Source organism: Ectopseudomonas composti, from assembly GCF_900115475.1.
GTDB lineage: Bacteria > Pseudomonadota > Gammaproteobacteria > Pseudomonadales > Pseudomonadaceae > Aquipseudomonas > Aquipseudomonas composti.
In genome coordinates, this window is record NZ_FOWP01000005.1 from 106,082 (window position 1) to 122,796 (window position 16,715).

At 65.4% G+C, this 16,715-nt stretch carries 11 protein-coding genes; 4 read left to right on the forward strand and 7 right to left on the reverse strand.

Features of this window, described 5'->3' with window-relative positions; all coding sequences use genetic code 11:
- Positions 1-94: 94 nt before the first annotated feature.
- Positions 95-1,402: an MFS transporter gene (locus BM059_RS10945; protein ID WP_074938615.1), complete on the forward strand. Its 1,308-nt coding sequence runs from the start codon at positions 95-97 to the stop codon at positions 1,400-1,402.
- A 7-nt stretch (positions 1,403-1,409) separates the two neighbouring features.
- Here the strand turns inward: BM059_RS10945 and BM059_RS10950 are convergent, their stop codons facing one another.
- The 3 genes from BM059_RS10950 to BM059_RS10960 are packed head-to-tail and all read right to left on the reverse strand — an operon-like array spanning position 1,410 to position 5,296.
- On the reverse strand, positions 1,410-3,671 hold the full coding sequence (locus tag BM059_RS10950) for a TonB-dependent receptor (RefSeq protein ID WP_074938617.1): 2,262 nt from the start codon (positions 3,669-3,671) through the stop codon (positions 1,410-1,412).
- 22 nt (positions 3,672-3,693) lie between these two features.
- Entirely contained in the window at positions 3,694-4,923 is a 1,230-nt protein-coding gene (locus tag BM059_RS10955) for an MFS transporter (protein ID WP_074938619.1), read from the reverse strand.
- On the reverse strand, positions 4,907-5,296 hold the full coding sequence (locus tag BM059_RS10960; protein ID WP_074938621.1) for a hypothetical protein: 390 nt from the start codon (positions 5,294-5,296) through the stop codon (positions 4,907-4,909). The genes BM059_RS10955 and BM059_RS10960 overlap by 17 nt, the downstream gene beginning before the upstream one ends.
- 146 nt (positions 5,297-5,442) lie before the next feature.
- On the opposite strand from BM059_RS10960, the gene BM059_RS10965 reads away from it, so the two are divergent.
- The 3 genes from BM059_RS10965 to BM059_RS10975 all read left to right on the forward strand — a co-directional run bounded on the left by BM059_RS10965 (position 5,443) and on the right by BM059_RS10975 (position 9,314).
- Positions 5,443-6,396, forward strand: coding sequence for a helix-turn-helix transcriptional regulator (locus BM059_RS10965; protein WP_074938623.1), 954 nt, complete (start codon positions 5,443-5,445; stop codon positions 6,394-6,396).
- A 110-nt stretch (positions 6,397-6,506) separates the two neighbouring features.
- Positions 6,507-6,995, forward strand: coding sequence for a carboxymuconolactone decarboxylase family protein (locus tag BM059_RS10970; protein ID WP_083413267.1), 489 nt, complete (start codon positions 6,507-6,509; stop codon positions 6,993-6,995).
- A 177-nt stretch (positions 6,996-7,172) separates the two neighbouring features.
- Positions 7,173-9,314, forward strand: coding sequence for a TonB-dependent receptor family protein (locus BM059_RS10975; protein WP_074938625.1), 2,142 nt, complete (start codon positions 7,173-7,175; stop codon positions 9,312-9,314).
- Positions 9,315-10,165: 851 nt separating this feature from the next.
- On the opposite strand, the gene cobF is transcribed toward BM059_RS10975, so the two are convergent.
- From cobF to cobN, 4 genes are all read right to left on the reverse strand, one after another.
- Positions 10,166-10,927, reverse strand: coding sequence for a precorrin-6A synthase (deacetylating) (gene cobF, locus BM059_RS10980; protein WP_074938627.1), 762 nt, complete (start codon positions 10,925-10,927; stop codon positions 10,166-10,168).
- Positions 10,924-11,634: a vWA domain-containing protein gene (locus BM059_RS10985; protein ID WP_074938975.1), complete on the reverse strand. Its 711-nt coding sequence runs from the start codon at positions 11,632-11,634 to the stop codon at positions 10,924-10,926. The genes cobF and BM059_RS10985 overlap by 4 nt, the downstream gene beginning before the upstream one ends.
- Complete coding sequence (locus BM059_RS10990) at positions 11,616-12,617, reverse strand: magnesium chelatase ATPase subunit I (protein ID WP_074938629.1); 1,002 nt, start codon at positions 12,615-12,617, stop codon at positions 11,616-11,618. Before BM059_RS10990 ends, BM059_RS10985 begins: the two co-directional genes overlap by 19 nt.
- Positions 12,618-12,951: 334 nt before the next feature.
- Positions 12,952-16,698: a cobaltochelatase subunit CobN gene (gene cobN, locus BM059_RS10995; protein WP_074938631.1), complete on the reverse strand. Its 3,747-nt coding sequence runs from the start codon at positions 16,696-16,698 to the stop codon at positions 12,952-12,954.
- Positions 16,699-16,715 lie beyond the last annotated feature (17 nt).

The window sequence follows — 16,715 nt, forward strand, 5'->3', positions numbered from 1 at the left end:
CACGGCAACGCTACTGTCGCCTGCGAAGCGACCTCCCCGGCCATCGCTCCGTAACCTGCCTGAAACCGTCTAAATCAGGGATCAGGAGCGTCGCATGCATGCTATCCACACGGGCCAGCAGGTGAGCCCGGCCACCTTGCACAAGGTGATCGCCGCCTCCGCCATCGGCAACTTCGTCGAGTGGTTCGACTTCGCGGTCTACGGCTTCCTCGCCGTCACCATCGCCTCGCTGTTCTTCCCACCGGGCAATCCGACCCTGGCGCTGCTGCAAACCTTCGCCGTGTTCGCCGTATCGTTCGCCCTGCGCCCGCTGGGCGGCATCGTCTTCGGCATTCTCGGCGACCGCATCGGGCGCAAGCGCGTGCTGTCGATCACCGTGCTGCTGATGGCCGGTGCCACCACGTTGATCGGCCTGCTGCCGACCTACGCCAGCATCGGCCTGTTCGCGCCGTTGCTACTGGCCCTGGCGCGCTGCCTGCAAGGCTTCTCCGCCGGCGGTGAGTACGCCGGCGCCTGTGCCTTCGTCATGGAGCATGCGCCCACCGAACAGAAGGCCCGTTATGGCAGCTTCGTGCCGGTGTCGACCTTCCTCGCCTTCGCTTCGGCAGCCGGCCTGGTGTTCGGCCTCGACCAGATCATCAGCAGCGAGCAGATGCAGGCCTGGGGTTGGCGCCTGCCCTTCCTGATCGCCGCGCCACTAGGCCTGGTGGGCCTGTATATGCGCCTACGCCTGGACGAGTCACCGGCGTTCAAGGCGATGGCCGCCGAACCGGCGCCGGAGCATTCACCGCTGATGGAAACCCTGCGCCTGCATAGCGCGACCATCGCCTGCCTGGGCGCCTTCATCTCGGCCACGGCGCTGTCGTTCTACATGTTCACCACCTACCTCACCACCTACATGCAGGTGGTCGGTGGCGCCGCGCGGCCGACCGCCCTGCTGGCCAGCCTGGTGGCGCTGTTCTTCGCCGCCCTGCTGTGCCCCTTCGTTGGGCGCTACTCGGATCGCGTCGGCCGCCGCCGCACCATCCTTACCGCTGGCGTGGCGCTGATCGTCGCGGTGTACCCCGCCTTCACCCTGGCCGCTTCCGGCACGCTATGGGCTTCGGCTGCCGGTGCGATGCTGCTGGCGGTCGGCGCGGTGATCTGCGGAGTGGTGACGGCGGTGCTACTCTCCGAGCAGTTCCCCACCCGGGTGCGCTACACCGCCTCAGCCTTCACCTACAACCTGGCCTACACGATCTTCGGCGGCACCGCGCCGCTGATCGCCACCTGGCTGATCGAGCAAACCGGCGACCGCATGTCGCCGGCCTATTACCTGATCGTCATTGCCCTGCTGGCCCTGGTCGGCGGCCTGGCTCTGCCGGAGTCGTCGAAGCGGCCGCTGAACTACCGGGCGGACTGAGCGCTTATCAGTACGCCACCGAGTAGCTGAGGGCGAAAGTACGCCCCGCCGCCGGCAGGCTGGAGAGCTTGCCGTAGGTGGCCTCGGCCTGTTGGCTGTAGACGCTCTTGTAGTCACGGTCGGCCAGGTTGTAGACACCGAAGCCGACCTCGCCACCGAACCAGGGCGCGTGGGCGATCAGGTCGACCACGGTGTAGCCCTGGATCTTCGCCGAGGGATTGGCGCGGATGCTCGGACTCACCGCGGCAGCCTGGGCGTCGTCGTAGGCGCGGTCGCTGCCGCCCACGCTGAGTGCCTGCAGGCGTACGCCGTAGCCATCGAGTAAATCCCAGTCGCTGTAAACGGTGGCCTTCAGCGGCGACACGCGGAAAGCATTCAGCTCGCGCCATTTGCCGGCGGCGTCCTTGTACTGGCCGCGGGTGTAGGCGAGGGTGCCGCCCAGCGTCCAGCCCTCGGCAACCGGCACCTGCAGATTGCCCTCGGCGCCCCACACGCGTTCGTCGGTATCGGCCACCGAGACGCTGTAGTCGCGGTTGAACTGCACCACCTTGTCGGAGGTGTTGTAGAACGCGGTCACCCCGGCATTCAGGCCGCGGGCATCGCCCAGGCGCCAGCCCAGTTCGTAGTTGTTGACCTTGATCGAATCGATGCTGCTATCGATCGAGAAGTTGGCCGACACGTCGCGCAGCATGCGCTGGGTGTCAGGCAGGCTGAAGCCCTGGGAGAAATTGACGAATACCTGCTGGCTGTCGGTCAACGCATACACCGCGCCGAGGTTGAACAGGGTTTCGCTGTGGCGCACGTTGCCGCCGGCCATTGTCTGCGGCTGATAACCCGGCACACGGTCGGCGGCAATCGCCTCGCCATAGGGAATGGAAGCGTCCACGTCGTTGCTAATGGTCTCGCGACGCACCCCGGCCTGCAGGCTGAGACGCTCGGTGAGCTGGTAGTCGCCCTGCAGGAACAGGCCGGTCTTGCTCACCTCAACGTCCGGGCCCATGGCATAGCGCTGGGCTTCGCGGTAGTTCAGACCGTTGCTGGCGATGAAGGTATTGAGGTCGTAAGACTGCCCGCTCTGGCTGTCCTTTTCCCGTTCGTGATCCAGGCCGTAGGTCAGTTGCAGGTCGCGCCCGGCCAGTTCGAAGCCCTTCTGCAACGCGGTGCGCACACCCCACACATCGATATCGGTGTTGGACTGCAGCGCCACGTAGGTGAAGCCCCCCGGCAGCGCCGGGTGCACCGCGGCCGCCACGGACGGGAACCAGCGCGACTTCTCCTTGCGGTAATAGGCCTCGGCGGTCAATTGCTGGCCCCAGAACAGGTCGCGATTCAGATACTGGACGTTGGCGCCGTAGTGACGGGTACGCGGCTGATCGTCGAGTTGCAGGCCCTTGATGCCTTGCAGGCTCGGCTGGAAAGTCGCCGGGGTGAACAGCGCTGCCAGGCCTGGGCCGTAGTCCGGGCCATAGTCGCTGTCCTGCTCGTCGTCGTAATAGCGCACACCGGCGCTCAACTGCTGGTCGTCGTCCAGGTGCCAGGTCAGGCGGCCGTTGAAGTCGAAGCTGGTGGTGTCCTGGCGGTCGGTCTGGGCGATCTCCGGGCCGATGCGATCACCGTGTGCATCGCGAATCTCGCCCTGCTTGGTGTAGCTCAGGCCGGCGAAACCGCTGACCGCGCCCTGGTGGAAGGCGGCAGTCTGGGAGGCCTCGTAAGCCATGGCGTCACGCGCTGCCTTGCCGGGGCTGCGCAGGCCGATACGGCTGCTGAAGTCGCTGGTTTCATCATCGGCATTGCGCGTGATGATATTGATCAACCCGCCCGTGGCGCCGGCGCCATAGATGCTGGTAGCGCCGGAGATCACCTCGATGCGCTCGATCATCGCCGGGTTGATGCTGTTGAGCTGGCGCGAACCATCACGCGAGCCGGTCAGCGGCACGCCGTCGATCATCACCTGCACGGTGCGCCCACGCATGGTCATGCCGTAGTTGCTGGTGGTGCCGCTGCTCGGTGCCAGCGAGGGCACCAGCTGGCCGAGGATATCTGCGGTGGAACGGCCAGCGGCGGCCTGCTCTGCGACCTGCGTACGCTCGATGCTGTACACCGTGCCGGCGATCTCGGCGATGCTCTTGGCCGAACGGGTGGCGGTGACCACCATCGGGCCGAGCTCCTTGACCTGGCTGGTCGTGGTGTCGTCGGCCTGCGCGTGAAGCGCGCCGCTCACCGCCAGGCTGAGCAAGGTGACCTGCATGGATGCCGAAAGATGCCTCATGGTTTCCCCCAGAGAAAGCGCGTCAATGATTGTCGGTGCCGGCCTGGATGCGCCGGACGATAGGTTTGCAGAGCAGGACGCTGAGCACTGACAGCACGCCCAGCAGCAGGTAGTAGGTTTCGTAGCCCAAGCCCTTGGCGAGGAAGCCCGACAGCGAGCCACCGACGAAGAACACCAGCAGCTCGAAGCACACCAGCACGGTGAAGTCGGTGCCGGCTTGCTGCCGCGAACACAGCTGCATGAACAAGGCGTAGAGGCTGGTCATCGCCAGGTAGCGGATGGCCAGGAGCACCAGCACCATGGCGCCGAGCCACACGGGCGAGCCGTCGGCCAGGCCGCTGAGCAGCAGCCCGGCCATCGCCAGGTAGGCCAGGCTGCGTAGCCAGCCGGCGCGCAGCAGCAGGGTTGCCGCGCGCTGGCGCAGCAACAGGCGCGCAGCCGCCACGGCGGCGAGTAGCCCGACGCTGGCGCCGGCCACCGACATCAGCAGGCCGATCTGCGTCAGCGACCACAGACGATCCACCAGCATCGGCGTGAGCATGGCCATGGCCGGGGCCTCGACCAGGCGATAGACCAGAATCAGCAACAGTGCCCAGCGGATCTCCGGGCGCTTGAAAGTGGCGATGAAGCCCGGCTTGGCCGCCTCGGCCTGCGCCGGCAGGTGATCATCGACCCGCACCACCGCCAGCATGGTCAAGGCACTGAGGCCGGCCAGGGTCAGCAGCGCGCTCTGCCAGCCGACCACCTGGTACAGCCACAACACGCCGGCACCGCCGAGCATGCTGCCCAGGGCCACGCCGATGCTTTGCGCCATGCTGCCCAGGCGATGATCCTCGCTGGCCAGCGACTCCACGGTGTAGCCGTCGATGGCGATGTCCTGGGTGGCGGCGAAGGTGGATATCCACAGGCTCACCAGCACGAACAGCAGCAGGCCGTGTTCCAGCCCGGTCAGTGCCAGCAGCAGGATGCCGGCCACCAATGCTGCCTGGGTCAGCCACAGCCAGGTGCGACGGCGACCGAGGCTATGCAGATAATGACGGTCGACCAGCGGCGCCCAGAGAAACTTGAACGCCCAGGGGATGTACAGCAGCGAGAGCATGCCGATCCAGCGCAGGTCGACACCCTGGCTGCGCAGAATGGCCGGCATCGCCACGTTGAAGAAGTACAGCGGCAGCGCGTGGGCCAGGTACAGCACCACGATCACCGCCAGCGCCAGCCGGGTCACCGGCACCTGCTCAGACGGACGTTGCATGATTCACCATGCGCTCGGCGATCCAGCGATAGCCGTGCGTCCTGTCCAGGGTGACGAAATAGGGCACGCCCCAGGCGGCATGCAGCGCCGGGGTGTCGAGCCGGGCCAGTTCGTCGGCATCGCTGGCGATGCGCACCAGCCCCACGCAGATCTCGCGGAACGCCGCCTTGTGCTGCTTGTACCAGACGCCCTGGATGGCCCGGTAATCCTCGGCGAGGGTGCTGCCCTCGCGGGTACTGGAAATGAAGAAGAACGGCTGACGGCCCTCGATCAGACGCTCGATGCCGTCCAGCCACTGGCGTATCTGCGCCGCGTCGACATGCTCGTGAAAAACCGCTTCGACCACCGTCGTTTGCGTGAGGAGCAAACCCATCGCTGTGTAATTCCCATGATCGTTGGTGACGCAATCAAGACGATTGCGACCTCATTGCACATGAGAATAATTCTGAACAATGTTGCGCGCTTAGGGGAAAAGAAGGAAAAATTAGCCGCAACGAAACTTCCATCGGTCAAGCCACCATGACGGTCTTCACCTGCGGTCAGCTCAGCGATGTTGCCCACACCCTGGGCGGCAACCTGCATTTTCAGCGCGAGCTGCCGGGCGAGCAGCCAGTGCTCGACGGCGAACAACAGGTGCAGGTGCTGAGCGAAGGCCTGGTGCTGTACTTCAGCCATAGCCGCGACCTGGTCGACGCCAGCAGCGACAACCGCCTGGCACCAGGCATCACCGCCGCTTTTCTGCTGCAGGGCGAGGCCGAGGTCAGCCTGCCGCACCAACGCCTGCACTTCGATGCCCGCCCCGGCGGCCAGCGCGCCATGCTGGTCAACCTGACCGATAGCGATCAGTTCCAGCGCCATTGGCGTAACGGCCGCGAAGAAACCAAGGTGTGCCTGAGCATCACCCCGGATTGGCTACAGCAGTTCGCCCTCGGCAGCCACCTGCGTAGCGACAACCTGCTGCGCTTCAGCCGCAGCCACTGGCACAACCTGCCCTGGCAGCCCTCGGTGGACATCCTCCAGCGCGCCCATCAGTTGCTCGAGCGAGACGCAACGCTGCCGCTTCTATTGCAGCGCCTGCAGCGCGAAAGCTTCGCCCTGGATCTGGCCTGCGACATCCTGCGCGGCATCGATACGCCCCAGGAGAAACGCCTCGGCAGCCATCTCGAACGCTGCCTGGCACGCCTCAAGGAATGGCTCGACAGCGGCGAGGCCGACGCCCTGAGCATCGCCGACATGGCGCGCCAGCTCGGCACCAACCCGGTCGATTTGCAGAACGCCTTCCGCAGCCGCAACGGCATCACCATCGCCGCCTACCTGCGCCGCCAGCGCCTGGCCCGTGCCTACCAGGCCATGCGCCAACAGGGCCTGTCGGTGGAAGAAGCCGCCAACCTGGCCGGTTACGAGCACCTCAGCAGCTTCAGTGCCGCCTTCAAGCGCGCGTACGGATTTCCGCCGTCGCAGGCGCGGCGCTGAGCGAAGTGGACCAGTCCGAATCTGCACAATTGGATCTATGTGACTGGGCCACTGCTGGGTAGATTCATCGCTACCGGGGCAGGCCATCGCGCCCCTCAACGCGGATACGGATGAACACCATGAGCCAGCGCCTCGACTACTTCGCACTCTCCCCCAAGGCCTCCGGCAAATACGCCGAGTTTTCCATGCTGCTGACCCGCAGCCCGTTCCTCGCGCCGCTGGCCCACCTGGTCATGCTGCGTGCCTCGCAGATCAACGGCTGCGCCTTCTGCGTCGACATGCATGTGAAGGAAGCGAAGATCCATGGCGACCGCGAACTGCGCCTGCACCATGTCGCCGTGTGGCGCGAATCGCCGCTGTTCTCGGAGCAGGAACGTGCCGCGCTGGAGTGGACGGAAGCCCTGACCCAACTGTCAGCACACGGCGTCTCCGATGCCATCTACGCCAACGTGCGCGAGCAGTTCTCCGAGCAGGAGCTGTCAGAACTGAGCTTCCTGGTGGTCGCCATCAACGGCTGGAACCGCCTCAATGTCGCCTTCCGCACCGTGCCGGGCTCCGCCGACAAGCAGTTCGGTCTGGACAAGGCCGGTCTGGCCTGAGGGTTATCCACAGGGGCGGGTGGCCTGTCGCGCGACCGCCCTGCTTCTCCCTGAGCGGCCCGCTGCACAGCACGGGCAAAAACGGCATGATGTGCCCCCGCGCCAGCGGCCTGTGGGTGACGAATCCTCGTTAGCCCTCATCAGACACACTCGCCGCCCGCTCAACGGAGCCCCTGCATGCTGCCCCTGCCGTTTTCCCGCCAACCTGCCCGCCTCACCCTGCTCGCCCTCGCCTGCCTGAGCGGCCACAGCGCCTTCGCTGAAGAGCCCGTGCAACTCGACTCGCTGCAGGTCACCGGCGTGCAGCTGAGTGAAGTAGAGGCCGCGCGCGAAGAGCTCAAGCGCGTGCCGGGCGCGACCAATGTGGTAGATATGGCCAAGGTCGAGCAGGGCCGCGTGGCCGGCGTCGCCGATGTGCTGGCCTACCAGCCCGGCGTCTACGCGCAGTCGCCCGGCAACGAAGGCGTGAAAATCAGCGTGCGCGGCTCGGGCATCAACCGCGGCCCCGGCTCGCACGCCTCCGGCACCCATATCCTGCTCGACGGCCTGCCACTGACCGGTTCCGGCGGCACGCCCTACGAACTGCTGGAACCGCTGTGGATAAGTCGCGCCGAAGTGCTGCGCGGGGCCAACGGCTTCGACCGTGGCGCGCTGGCCCTGGGCGGCGCCATCGACTACATCACCCACACCGGCCATACCGCGCCCAAGCTGCAGCTGCGCTACGAAGCAGGCAGCCGTGGCTACCAGAAGCGCAACATCGCCTCCGGCCAGGTGCTGGGCGATTTCGATTACTACCTCGCCCTCACCGACAGCCATACCGATGGCTATCAGGACCACTCGTCAGGCAAGGGCAAAGGCGTCGCCGGCAACTTCGGCTATCGCCTGAATGAGAATCTGGAAACACGCTTCTACCTGCGCTACCGGGAGACCGAGCATGAAACGCCGGGCCGCCTGACCAAAGCGCAACTCAAGGACGACCCGCGCCAAGCCGCGGCGGCCAACCGCAGCATCGACGCCCATCGCGACCAGCCCGGCAGCACCTGGCTGGCCAACAAGACCACCTGGCGCATCGACGACGACTCCACCCTGGTCGCCGGCCTGGCCTACCACCACTACCCGATGGATATCACCGAGACCGCCTATCGCGGCGGCGCCTATCGCATCCGTGTGGATTACAGCGATATCAGCGGCACGCTGAACTACACGCGCCGACATACCCTGTTCGGGCTCAACAGCAGCACCACCATCGGCTGGCGCAGCACAACCAACCTGCCGAGCAGCAAAGCGAAAGAGACCGCGGCGTTGCCGATCAACGTCAACGGCACGCCCTATCCGGCCGGCACCCTGATGCGCGCCTATGAACACCTGGGTTCGGACCACGTGCTGCACATCGGCAACGAACTGGAATTGACCCCCGACCTGTGGCTGACCAGCGGCCTGGCGCTGATCTACACGCGCCGCGAAGTGCAGGTGACCTGGCCAGCCACCGACGACAAGCTCAGCGAACATACCTGGGACTACGCACCGCGTATCGGCCTGCGCTATCAGCTCAACCCCGAGGTGCAGCTGTACGGCAATATCAGCCGCTCGGTGGAACCGCCGCATGCCTGGTCGATGATCTGGAGTTCGCCGCTACGCTTCCCGGCCGGCAACCAGCCATACAGCACCCGCCAAAGCACGCCGATCTCGATGGACAACCAGACCGCCACTACCTTCGAGGTCGGCGCCCGTGGCGACTCGTTTATCGGTGAATGGGATTTGGCCTACTACTACTCACAGGTGCGCCATGAACTGCTCACCGTCGAGATCGAGCCCAACGTATTCGCCGAATCCAACGCCAGCCCTACCGTGCACCAGGGCATCGAAGCCGGCCTGACCAGCACGCTGTGGCAAGATGGCGCCGCTGGCGCCCTGAGCCTGCGCCAGGCCTATACCTTCAGCGACTTCCACTACCGCAACGACGACGAATTCGGCGGCAACCGCCTGCCCGGCTTGCCGCGCCACTATTACCAGGCAGAGGTGCGCTACGACCACCCGAGCGGCTTCTACGCCGGCCTCAACAGCCAGTATGCCTCCAAGGTCGCGGTGGATTACGCCAACTCCTACTACGCCGACGCCTACACCACCTTCGGCGCCACCTTCGGCTACGCCTCGCCCAAAGACGACTGGCAAGCCTGGCTCGACCTGCGCAACCTGACCGACAAACGCTATGCCGCCACCGTGACGCCGGGATATAACGACAACGGCGTCGATGTGGCGCGCTCCACGCCTGGGGAAGGGTTTGGGGTGTATACGGGGGTTTCTTGGAGTTGGTTGTAAGGCACGGTGTTCGCGACTAAGTGGGAGATGGTGGAAAACGCTTCGCGGTTTTCCACCATACTTGTCGGCACATGCCCTATCAGCTGTGCGATATCGCCAAGCAGTAGTAGCCTAGTGCCTTCTCTATACAGCCCATGGAATGGTCATGAAAGCTCTAGCCCTATCCTTGGCACTCTTCAGTCTGCTCACGACAGATGTTTGGGCTAAGAACTGCAGAAACAGCCAGCCCTGTGGCAACTCTTGTATTTCTTGGAACAAGACATGCCGTATAGGGATATCTAGCTATGTGGCTCCTACTCCCACAATTCGGACGCCGTCTCCTACTACATCCCATGAAACTGCAGTGGCTTCCGATCTGTACGTACAGGACAACGACACGTATTCCGTAAACTCTCCGAACCATACAGCCCGGCGCCTGAGGAGAATGGCATTTGGTGAAATGGTGCGTGCTTACCAGCAAGTAGGTGATTGGATACGTATTTCTGAACCTGGACAGCCCGATGAATGGATAACCCGGCAATCCCTGACGCTCTCTAAGCCGCCCCACAGCCCAGCACAATCAGAGAAGCCGCCGCTCAAATATGAGCTCTCTGAGCCCAAAGACGTAATAGCTTGGAGTCATGCTCAAACTGACGCTGCCTTCACCTATGCACTGCCGTCACGAACAGCGCCCCGTTTAAGAAGGCTCGTACTCGGTGAGAAACTCCCGGTATACGAACTCATGGGGGACTGGGCACGTATAACGCCAGCAGGAGCAGATGAGGAATGGGTGATACGCCGCTACTTAGGTATTTAAGAACGGCGCGTAGGGTGGACAACGCTCTTCTTGTCCACCGCTTCTGCCCTCAGGCCTACGCCGCCGCTTCCTTGCGCAGCAGATAACTATCCATGATCCACCCATTGCGCTCCCGCGCTTCGGCGCGGGTGCTGGCGATACGTTCGGCCACCTCATCCAGCGGCCCGGCAATCAGGATTTCATCGGCCGTACCGACGTATGCCCCCCAGTAGATATACAGGCCCTGGCCGACAAAGCGACGGTAGGTGTCCTTGGCGTCGAGCATCACCGCCACGCTGTCCACGCCCTGTGGCCAGCCTTCGGCGAGCAGGCGGCCGGTAGTGATTTCCACAGCGCGACCGATGCTGTTGAGCGGGATACGATGGCGCGCGGTCAGCGCCTGCAGGCTGCTGATGCCGGGAATCACGTCATAGGTGAAATCGCTGCGCCGTGCGGCGATGGCTTCGATGATGCGGATGCTGCTGTCGTACAGCGACGGGTCGCCCCAGACCATGAAGGCTGCCGTCTCTCCATCGGCCATCTGCTCGTCGATCAGTTGCTCGAACACCGCCTGCTTGTCACGGTTGAGTTCATCGACGCTGGCGCGGTAGTCCGCGACATCGCGTTCACGCTCCGGTTGCAGGCCTTCGGCGAAACGCGGCGTGTGGCCATCGAGAAAGCGCGCGCAGATCTCGCGGCGCAGGGCGTTGAGCTTGTGCTTGGCCGCGCCCTTGTCCATTAGGAAGATCACGTCGCTGCGGCGTAGCGCCTTGATCGCCTGGACGGTGATGTAGTCCGGGTCGCCGGCGCCGATGCCGACCAGCAGCAGGGTTTTCATGGGGTTCTCCAGGTTCGTCCTGGCACGCCGGGCGCCAGGTCGTCGATATGTTGGTAGTCGGCCTGTAGTGCCTGCGCCAATTGACGGGCGCGGCCCAGGCGGATGGGCGCTCGCTCGGTATCGAGCAGCAGAGTTGGGCACGGCAAAGGCACCAGCGTGGGCAGATCACGCAAGCGCCCGTCGGTAAGAATCAGCAGGCGCTGCCGTTCGCTCGGTTTCGCTCGTTGTCGACGCGACAGCCAGTCACCCGCCTGATTCAGTGCATCAAGCAACGGCGTACCACCACCAGCGCCCAACTCGTGCAGCCAGCGGTGCAGCTCGGCGCTGGCCTTGCGCCCCTGCCACAGCCATTGCGCCCCACGACCACCGGCCTGCAGCACGGCCAGACGCGCGCGCTGGCGATAGGCGCTATCGAATACTTCAGCGAGCACACCCTTGGCCAGGCTCAACGCACCATGGCGGCGGGTGGAGGCGGAAGCATCGACTAGCACCAGCCAGAGTTCCTCAGCCTGCTGGCTGCGCGGGCGAAGCACCAACTGCTCGCGACGTTGCGGTCGGCCATGGCGCAGGGTCGCCGGCCAGTCGATACGCCCGCCCGCACCGCTGCGCACAGCGCCATGCAGGCCGCCGCCGAGTCGTCCGGGCCGGTTGCGGGCATCCGCGCCTGTGGCTGTACGCGGGCGGATGCTCAGGGCTTTTTTGGCCAGCGCGGCGGCACGCGTCGTTCGCCCATAGCCTGCGGCTGCGCCGGCAACTCGCCCCACTGGCCTTCGCCCTGGCTCTGTTCCTGCGCCAGCTGTGGCGCCTTGCCCTGCTCCGGCGGCATGGCAGCCGGTGGTGGTTGCTGACGACGACGATGGCGCAGGACAAAGTCCTCCACCGCATCGATATCCACAGGCTCGATAGCCGCCGCACCACGCCAGGCCGCATGGGCACGGGCGGCGCGCAGCCAGACCAGATCAGCGCGCAGGCCATCTACCGCGGCGGCGAAGCAGCGCCGGCTGATCTCACCCAAGGCGGCGTCATCCAGCGGGATATCCGCCAGGTGCTGGCGGGCATTCTGGCAACGCGCGGCGAGGGCATCCTGCTCGCTCTGCCAGCGCTGCAGGAAGGCTGCGGGGCCGGCATCGAAGGCCAGGCGACGGCGGACGATCTCGGCGCGCTCGGCTGGCTGCGGCTGGCCATCGAGGGCCAGGTTGAGGCCGAAGCGGTCGAGCAGTTGCGGGCGCAGCTCGCCTTCCTCGGCGTTCATAGTGCCGATCAGCACGAAGCGCGCGGCATGCCGATGGGAGATGCCGTCACGCTCGACATGGTTGACCCCGCTGGCGGCGGCATCGAGCAGCAGGTCGACCAGATGATCCGGCAGCAGGTTGACCTCATCGACATACAGCACACCGCCATCGGCACGGGCCAGCAGGCCTGGGGAAAACTGCGCGCGGCCTTCGCCCAGCGCCGCGTCCAGATCCAGGGTGCCGACGATGCGTTCCTCGCTCGCGCCCAGCGGCAGGGTGACGAAGCGCCCACCATCGAGCAGATCGGCCAGGCCACGGGCCAGGGTGGACTTGGCCATACCGCGTGGGCCTTCGATCAGCACGCCGCCGATGGCCGGATCGATGGCCGCCAGGCACAGCGCCAACTTCAGCGAATCGGCGCCGACCACGGCGGCGAGGGGGAAGTGATGTTCGGTCATGGTTGTGATCCGTGGAGTGATGTGTGTGGGAGTCGCTTCAGCGGCGAAAAGCTCGCGGCTGAAACCCCTCCCACGATGAGCGCATCACACCCGTAGGGTGGGTTAGCGGCGCAGAACATTGATCGTGCAGCCGCGCAGGAGCGTAGCGCGCCGCGTAACCCACCAGGCGATATACCGTGTGGCGCCGATGGTGGGTTACGCCGCACCCGCTTCGGAGCGAAACCTAGGCATTGCAACAGGCGGCTAACCCACCCTACGGGCTCGGCGGTGCCGGATGAACCCTCTCCCCCGGCCCCTCTCCCATAAATGGGAGAGGGGAGAAAAAACGCTCGCATCAGCTTTCCTCACTATCGAGCAGCAAGTTTTCCAGCGCTTCGCGGTATTCGCCGGGATTCTCCCACAGGCCGCGCTGCTGGGCTTCCAGCAGGCGTTCGAGGATATCGTTGAGCGCGCCAGGGTTGTGCTGTTGGATAAAGTCGCGGGTGTCCTTGTCCAGCAAATAGGCATCGGTGAGCAGCGCGTATTGGTGGTCATCAACTAGCTCGCTGGTGGCGTCGAAGGCGAACAGGTAGTCGATGGTCGCGGCCAGCTCGAAGGCGCCCTTGTAGCCGTGGCGCTTCATGCCCTCGATCCACTTGGGATTGGCGGCGCGAGCACGTACCACACGGTTGAGTTCTTCCTTCAAGGTACGAATGCGCGGCGTATCCGGCTGGCTGTTGTCGCCGTGATAGCTGGCCACCTTGAGCCCGCGCAGGGTTTCCACTGCCGACAGCATGCCGCCCTGGAACTGGTAGTAGTCGTTGGAATCGAGGATGTCGTGCTCGCGGTTATCCTGGTTGTGCAGCACCGCCTGCATCTGCTCCAGGCGCTCGACGAAGCGCTGCCGCGCAGGCGCGCCCTCGGCGCCGCTGCCGTAGGCGTAGCCGCCCCAGTTCAGATACACCTCGGCGAGATCGGCGCGGCTCTGCCACAGGCGCTCCTCGATGGCGTTCTGCACCCCGGCGCCATAGGCGCCCGGTTTGGCGCCGAACACTCGCCAACCGGCTTGGCGCCGCGCTTCGGCTTCATCCAGGCCGCTGTCCTTGAGCGCCAAAGATTCGCGCCAGACCCGCGCCGACAGCGGGTTCATGTCTTCCGGCTCGTCCAGCTCGATCACCGCCTGCGCGGCCTCGTCGAACAGGCGAATGAGGTTGCTGAAGGCATCGCGGAAGAAGCCCGACACACGCAGGGTGACGTCCACCCGTGGCCGACCCAACTGCTCCAACGGCAGCACTTCGAAACGCTCGACGCGCTGACTGCCTGGCTGCCACACCGGACGCACGCCCAGCAGCGCCATGGCCTGGGCGATGTCATCGCCGCCGGTGCGCATGGTCGCCGTGCCCCACACCGACAGACCGAGCTGGCGCAAGTGGTCGCCTTCGTCCTGCAGATGGCGCTCCAACAGGCGATCCGCCGCCTGCACACCGAGACGCCAGGCGGTCGGTGTGGGTAAGTGGCGCACGTCGACGGTGAAGAAGTTACGCCCGGTGGGCAGCACGTCCAGCCGTCCGCGACTCGGCGCACCACTTGGCCCGGCAGGGACGAAACGCCCTTCCAACGCCGCCAACAGGCCGCCCATCTCGGCGTCGCCGCAGGCATCCAACAGCGGCGCAACGTGTTCAGCCAGGCCATCGAGAATCAACGCCACCTCATCGCCAAACGCTTCGCTGCGCTCGCCCGCCAGGCGCTGCTCGATCAGCCCCAGCGCCAGCAGCTCCAGGCGCTCGCGAGTATCGCCGACGCTGCGCCACAAGCTGTTATCCACAGCCTGCAAGGCCTGTGGACGCAGTCCTTGCCAGAGCTGGCCCATGTCGCAATCCAGCGGGTCGAGGCCCAGCTCCAGGCCACGGGCCAGCGCGCGCAGCAGGCTGGCATTGACGCCCTGGCCATCACCGCGGGGGATGCGCAGCAACGCCAGCAGGGTGTCGCGGCGCAACTGCCCGGTGGGCGACTCGCCGAACACATGCAAACCATCGCGGATCTGCGATTCCTTGAGGTCGCACAGGTAAGCGTCGAGCTGCGGCAGCCAGCTGTCGCCGTCATCGTTGAGTTGCAGGCCCAGCTCGCGGTCGAGGCTGGCTTCGCGCACCTTGGCCAAGATCTCGCCGCGCAGCTCGACGGCGCGACGCTGGTCGAGTTGGCTGGCGTCGTAATACTCGTCGGCCAGGCGCTCCAGATCGCGCAGCGGGCCGTAGCTCTCGGCACGTGTCAGCGGCGGCATCAGGTGATCGATGATCACAGCCTGAGTACGGCGCTTGGCCTGCGCGCCCTCGCCCGGGTCGTTGACGATAAAGGGGTAGACATTGGGCAGCGGGCCGATCAGCGCCTGCGGCCAGCAGCCCTCGGACAGGCCGACGCTCTTGCCCGGTAACCATTCCAGGTTGCCGTGCTTGCCGACGTGGATCAGCGCATCGGCAGCGAACGCTTTACGCAGCCAGGCGTAGAAGGCGATATAGCCGTGCGGCGGCACCAGGTCGGGGTCGTGGTACACCGCCGCCGCGTCGAGTTGGTAGCCACGCGCCGGTTGGATGCCGACGAAGGTCAGGCCGAAGCGCAGACCGGCGACCATCATCCGCCCGCTGCGGAACATCGGGTCGTCCTGCGGCTCACCCCAGCGTTCACGCACCGCCTGCTGGTTGGCCAGCGGCAGGCTGTGGAAAAACCCCAGGTAGTCGTCCAGCGCCAGGCTTTGCGCGCAGGGCCGCGTATCCAGGCCGTCCAGATCATTGGTCACGCGGCCGAGCAGGCTGTGGACAAGTGCAGTGCCGCTGTCCGGCAGGTTATCCACCGGATAGCCCTGTACCTGCAGGGCGCGGAGGATATTCAGGGCGGCAGCCGGCGTATCCAGGCCCACGCCGTTGCCGATGCGGCCATCACGGGTCGGGTAATTGGCCAGGATCAGGCCGATTCGCTTCTGATCGTTGCTTTTGGTCGCCAACTGGCACCATTTCCGCGCCAGTTCCGCAACATAAGCCATACCCGATTCATGCGCCTGATAGCACACCACGTCGCTCTGGCTGCGCTCGCTGCGCCAGGCCAGCCCCTTGAAGCTGATGGCGGTGCCGATCAGCCGACCATCCAGCTCGGGCAGCACCACATGCATGGCCAGGTCGCGCGAGCCAAGGCCCTGGGCGCTGGCCTGCCACTGCGCCTGATTATCCAGCGAACAGATGGCCTGCAGCACCGGGATGTCGCGGCGGAACACCCGCGCCTGTGGCGCCTCGGGGTTGGATAGGGCGAAGCCGGTGGTGTTGATGATCAGCGCGGCGTTGCTGTCATCGAGCCAGGCCTGCACCTGATCCAGGCAGGCCGGCTCCTTGAGGCTGGCCACGGCAATCGGCAGCGGGTTGAGGCCTTGAGCGACCAGATGTTGGCAGAACGTATCGACGAAGGCGGTGTTCGCCGACTGCACATGGTTGCGGTAGAACAGCAGCGCCACCACAGGCGCATCCGGTTGCCACTGCGCCTGACAGTCGGCCAGCGCCGCCGGGCTGCGCTGGGGGTGGTAAAGACCGACACGCGGCAGCGGCTGCGGCTCCTGCCAAGTGTCGTCACGCCCCAGCCAGCGGTTGCCGATGCAACGGAATAACTGGCGGGCGTTGTCCAGCCCGCCCTGGCGCAGGTACTGCCAGAGGCGCTGACTGTCTCCTTCACCGACGTTGCCCAGCGCATTCAGCTCCGGGTCGGGCTGGTCGTCGCCCGACACCATGATCACCGTGGCGCCACGCCCGCCCAGCTCCACCAGGCGCTCCACACCGTAGCGCCAGTAGCTGACCCCGCCATGCACAGAGATCAGGATGACCTTGGCATGTTGCAGCACCTGCTCGACGTAGTAGTCCACCGAGGCGTTGTTGCTCAGCTGCGCCGGGCTGGCCAGGCGCAGGCTGGGGTAGTCGGCCGGTAGTTGCCGGGCGGCCTCGGCCAGCAACGACAGGTGCGAATCTCCCGTGCACAGAATCACCAGCTCGGCCGGGGTCTGGCCAAGGTCGGCGATGCTGTCGGCCGGCAGTTGGGCGCCGGGTTGGGTGCGCAGTAAGTGCATATTCGCTCTGTGGGAGG

Excerpts from the sequence above, each read along its gene's own strand:
- BM059_RS10945 (WP_074938615.1), top strand. The coding sequence starts at position 95 with ATGCATGCTATCCACACGGGCCAGCAGGTGAGCCCGGCCACCTTGCAC.
- BM059_RS10950 (WP_074938617.1), bottom strand. The coding sequence starts at position 3,671 with ATGAGGCATCTTTCGGCATCCATGCAGGTCACCTTGCTCAGCCTGGCG.
- BM059_RS10955 (WP_074938619.1), bottom strand. The coding sequence starts at position 4,923 with ATGCAACGTCCGTCTGAGCAGGTGCCGGTGACCCGGCTGGCGCTGGCG.
- BM059_RS10960 (WP_074938621.1), bottom strand. The coding sequence starts at position 5,296 with ATGGGTTTGCTCCTCACGCAAACGACGGTGGTCGAAGCGGTTTTTCAC.
- BM059_RS10965 (WP_074938623.1), top strand. The coding sequence starts at position 5,443 with ATGACGGTCTTCACCTGCGGTCAGCTCAGCGATGTTGCCCACACCCTG.
- BM059_RS10970 (WP_083413267.1), top strand. The coding sequence starts at position 6,507 with ATGAACACCATGAGCCAGCGCCTCGACTACTTCGCACTCTCCCCCAAG.
- BM059_RS10975 (WP_074938625.1), top strand. The coding sequence starts at position 7,173 with ATGCTGCCCCTGCCGTTTTCCCGCCAACCTGCCCGCCTCACCCTGCTC.
- cobF (WP_074938627.1), bottom strand. The coding sequence starts at position 10,927 with ATGAAAACCCTGCTGCTGGTCGGCATCGGCGCCGGCGACCCGGACTAC.
- BM059_RS10990 (WP_074938629.1), bottom strand. The coding sequence starts at position 12,617 with ATGACCGAACATCACTTCCCCCTCGCCGCCGTGGTCGGCGCCGATTCG.
- cobN (WP_074938631.1), bottom strand. The coding sequence starts at position 16,698 with ATGCACTTACTGCGCACCCAACCCGGCGCCCAACTGCCGGCCGACAGC.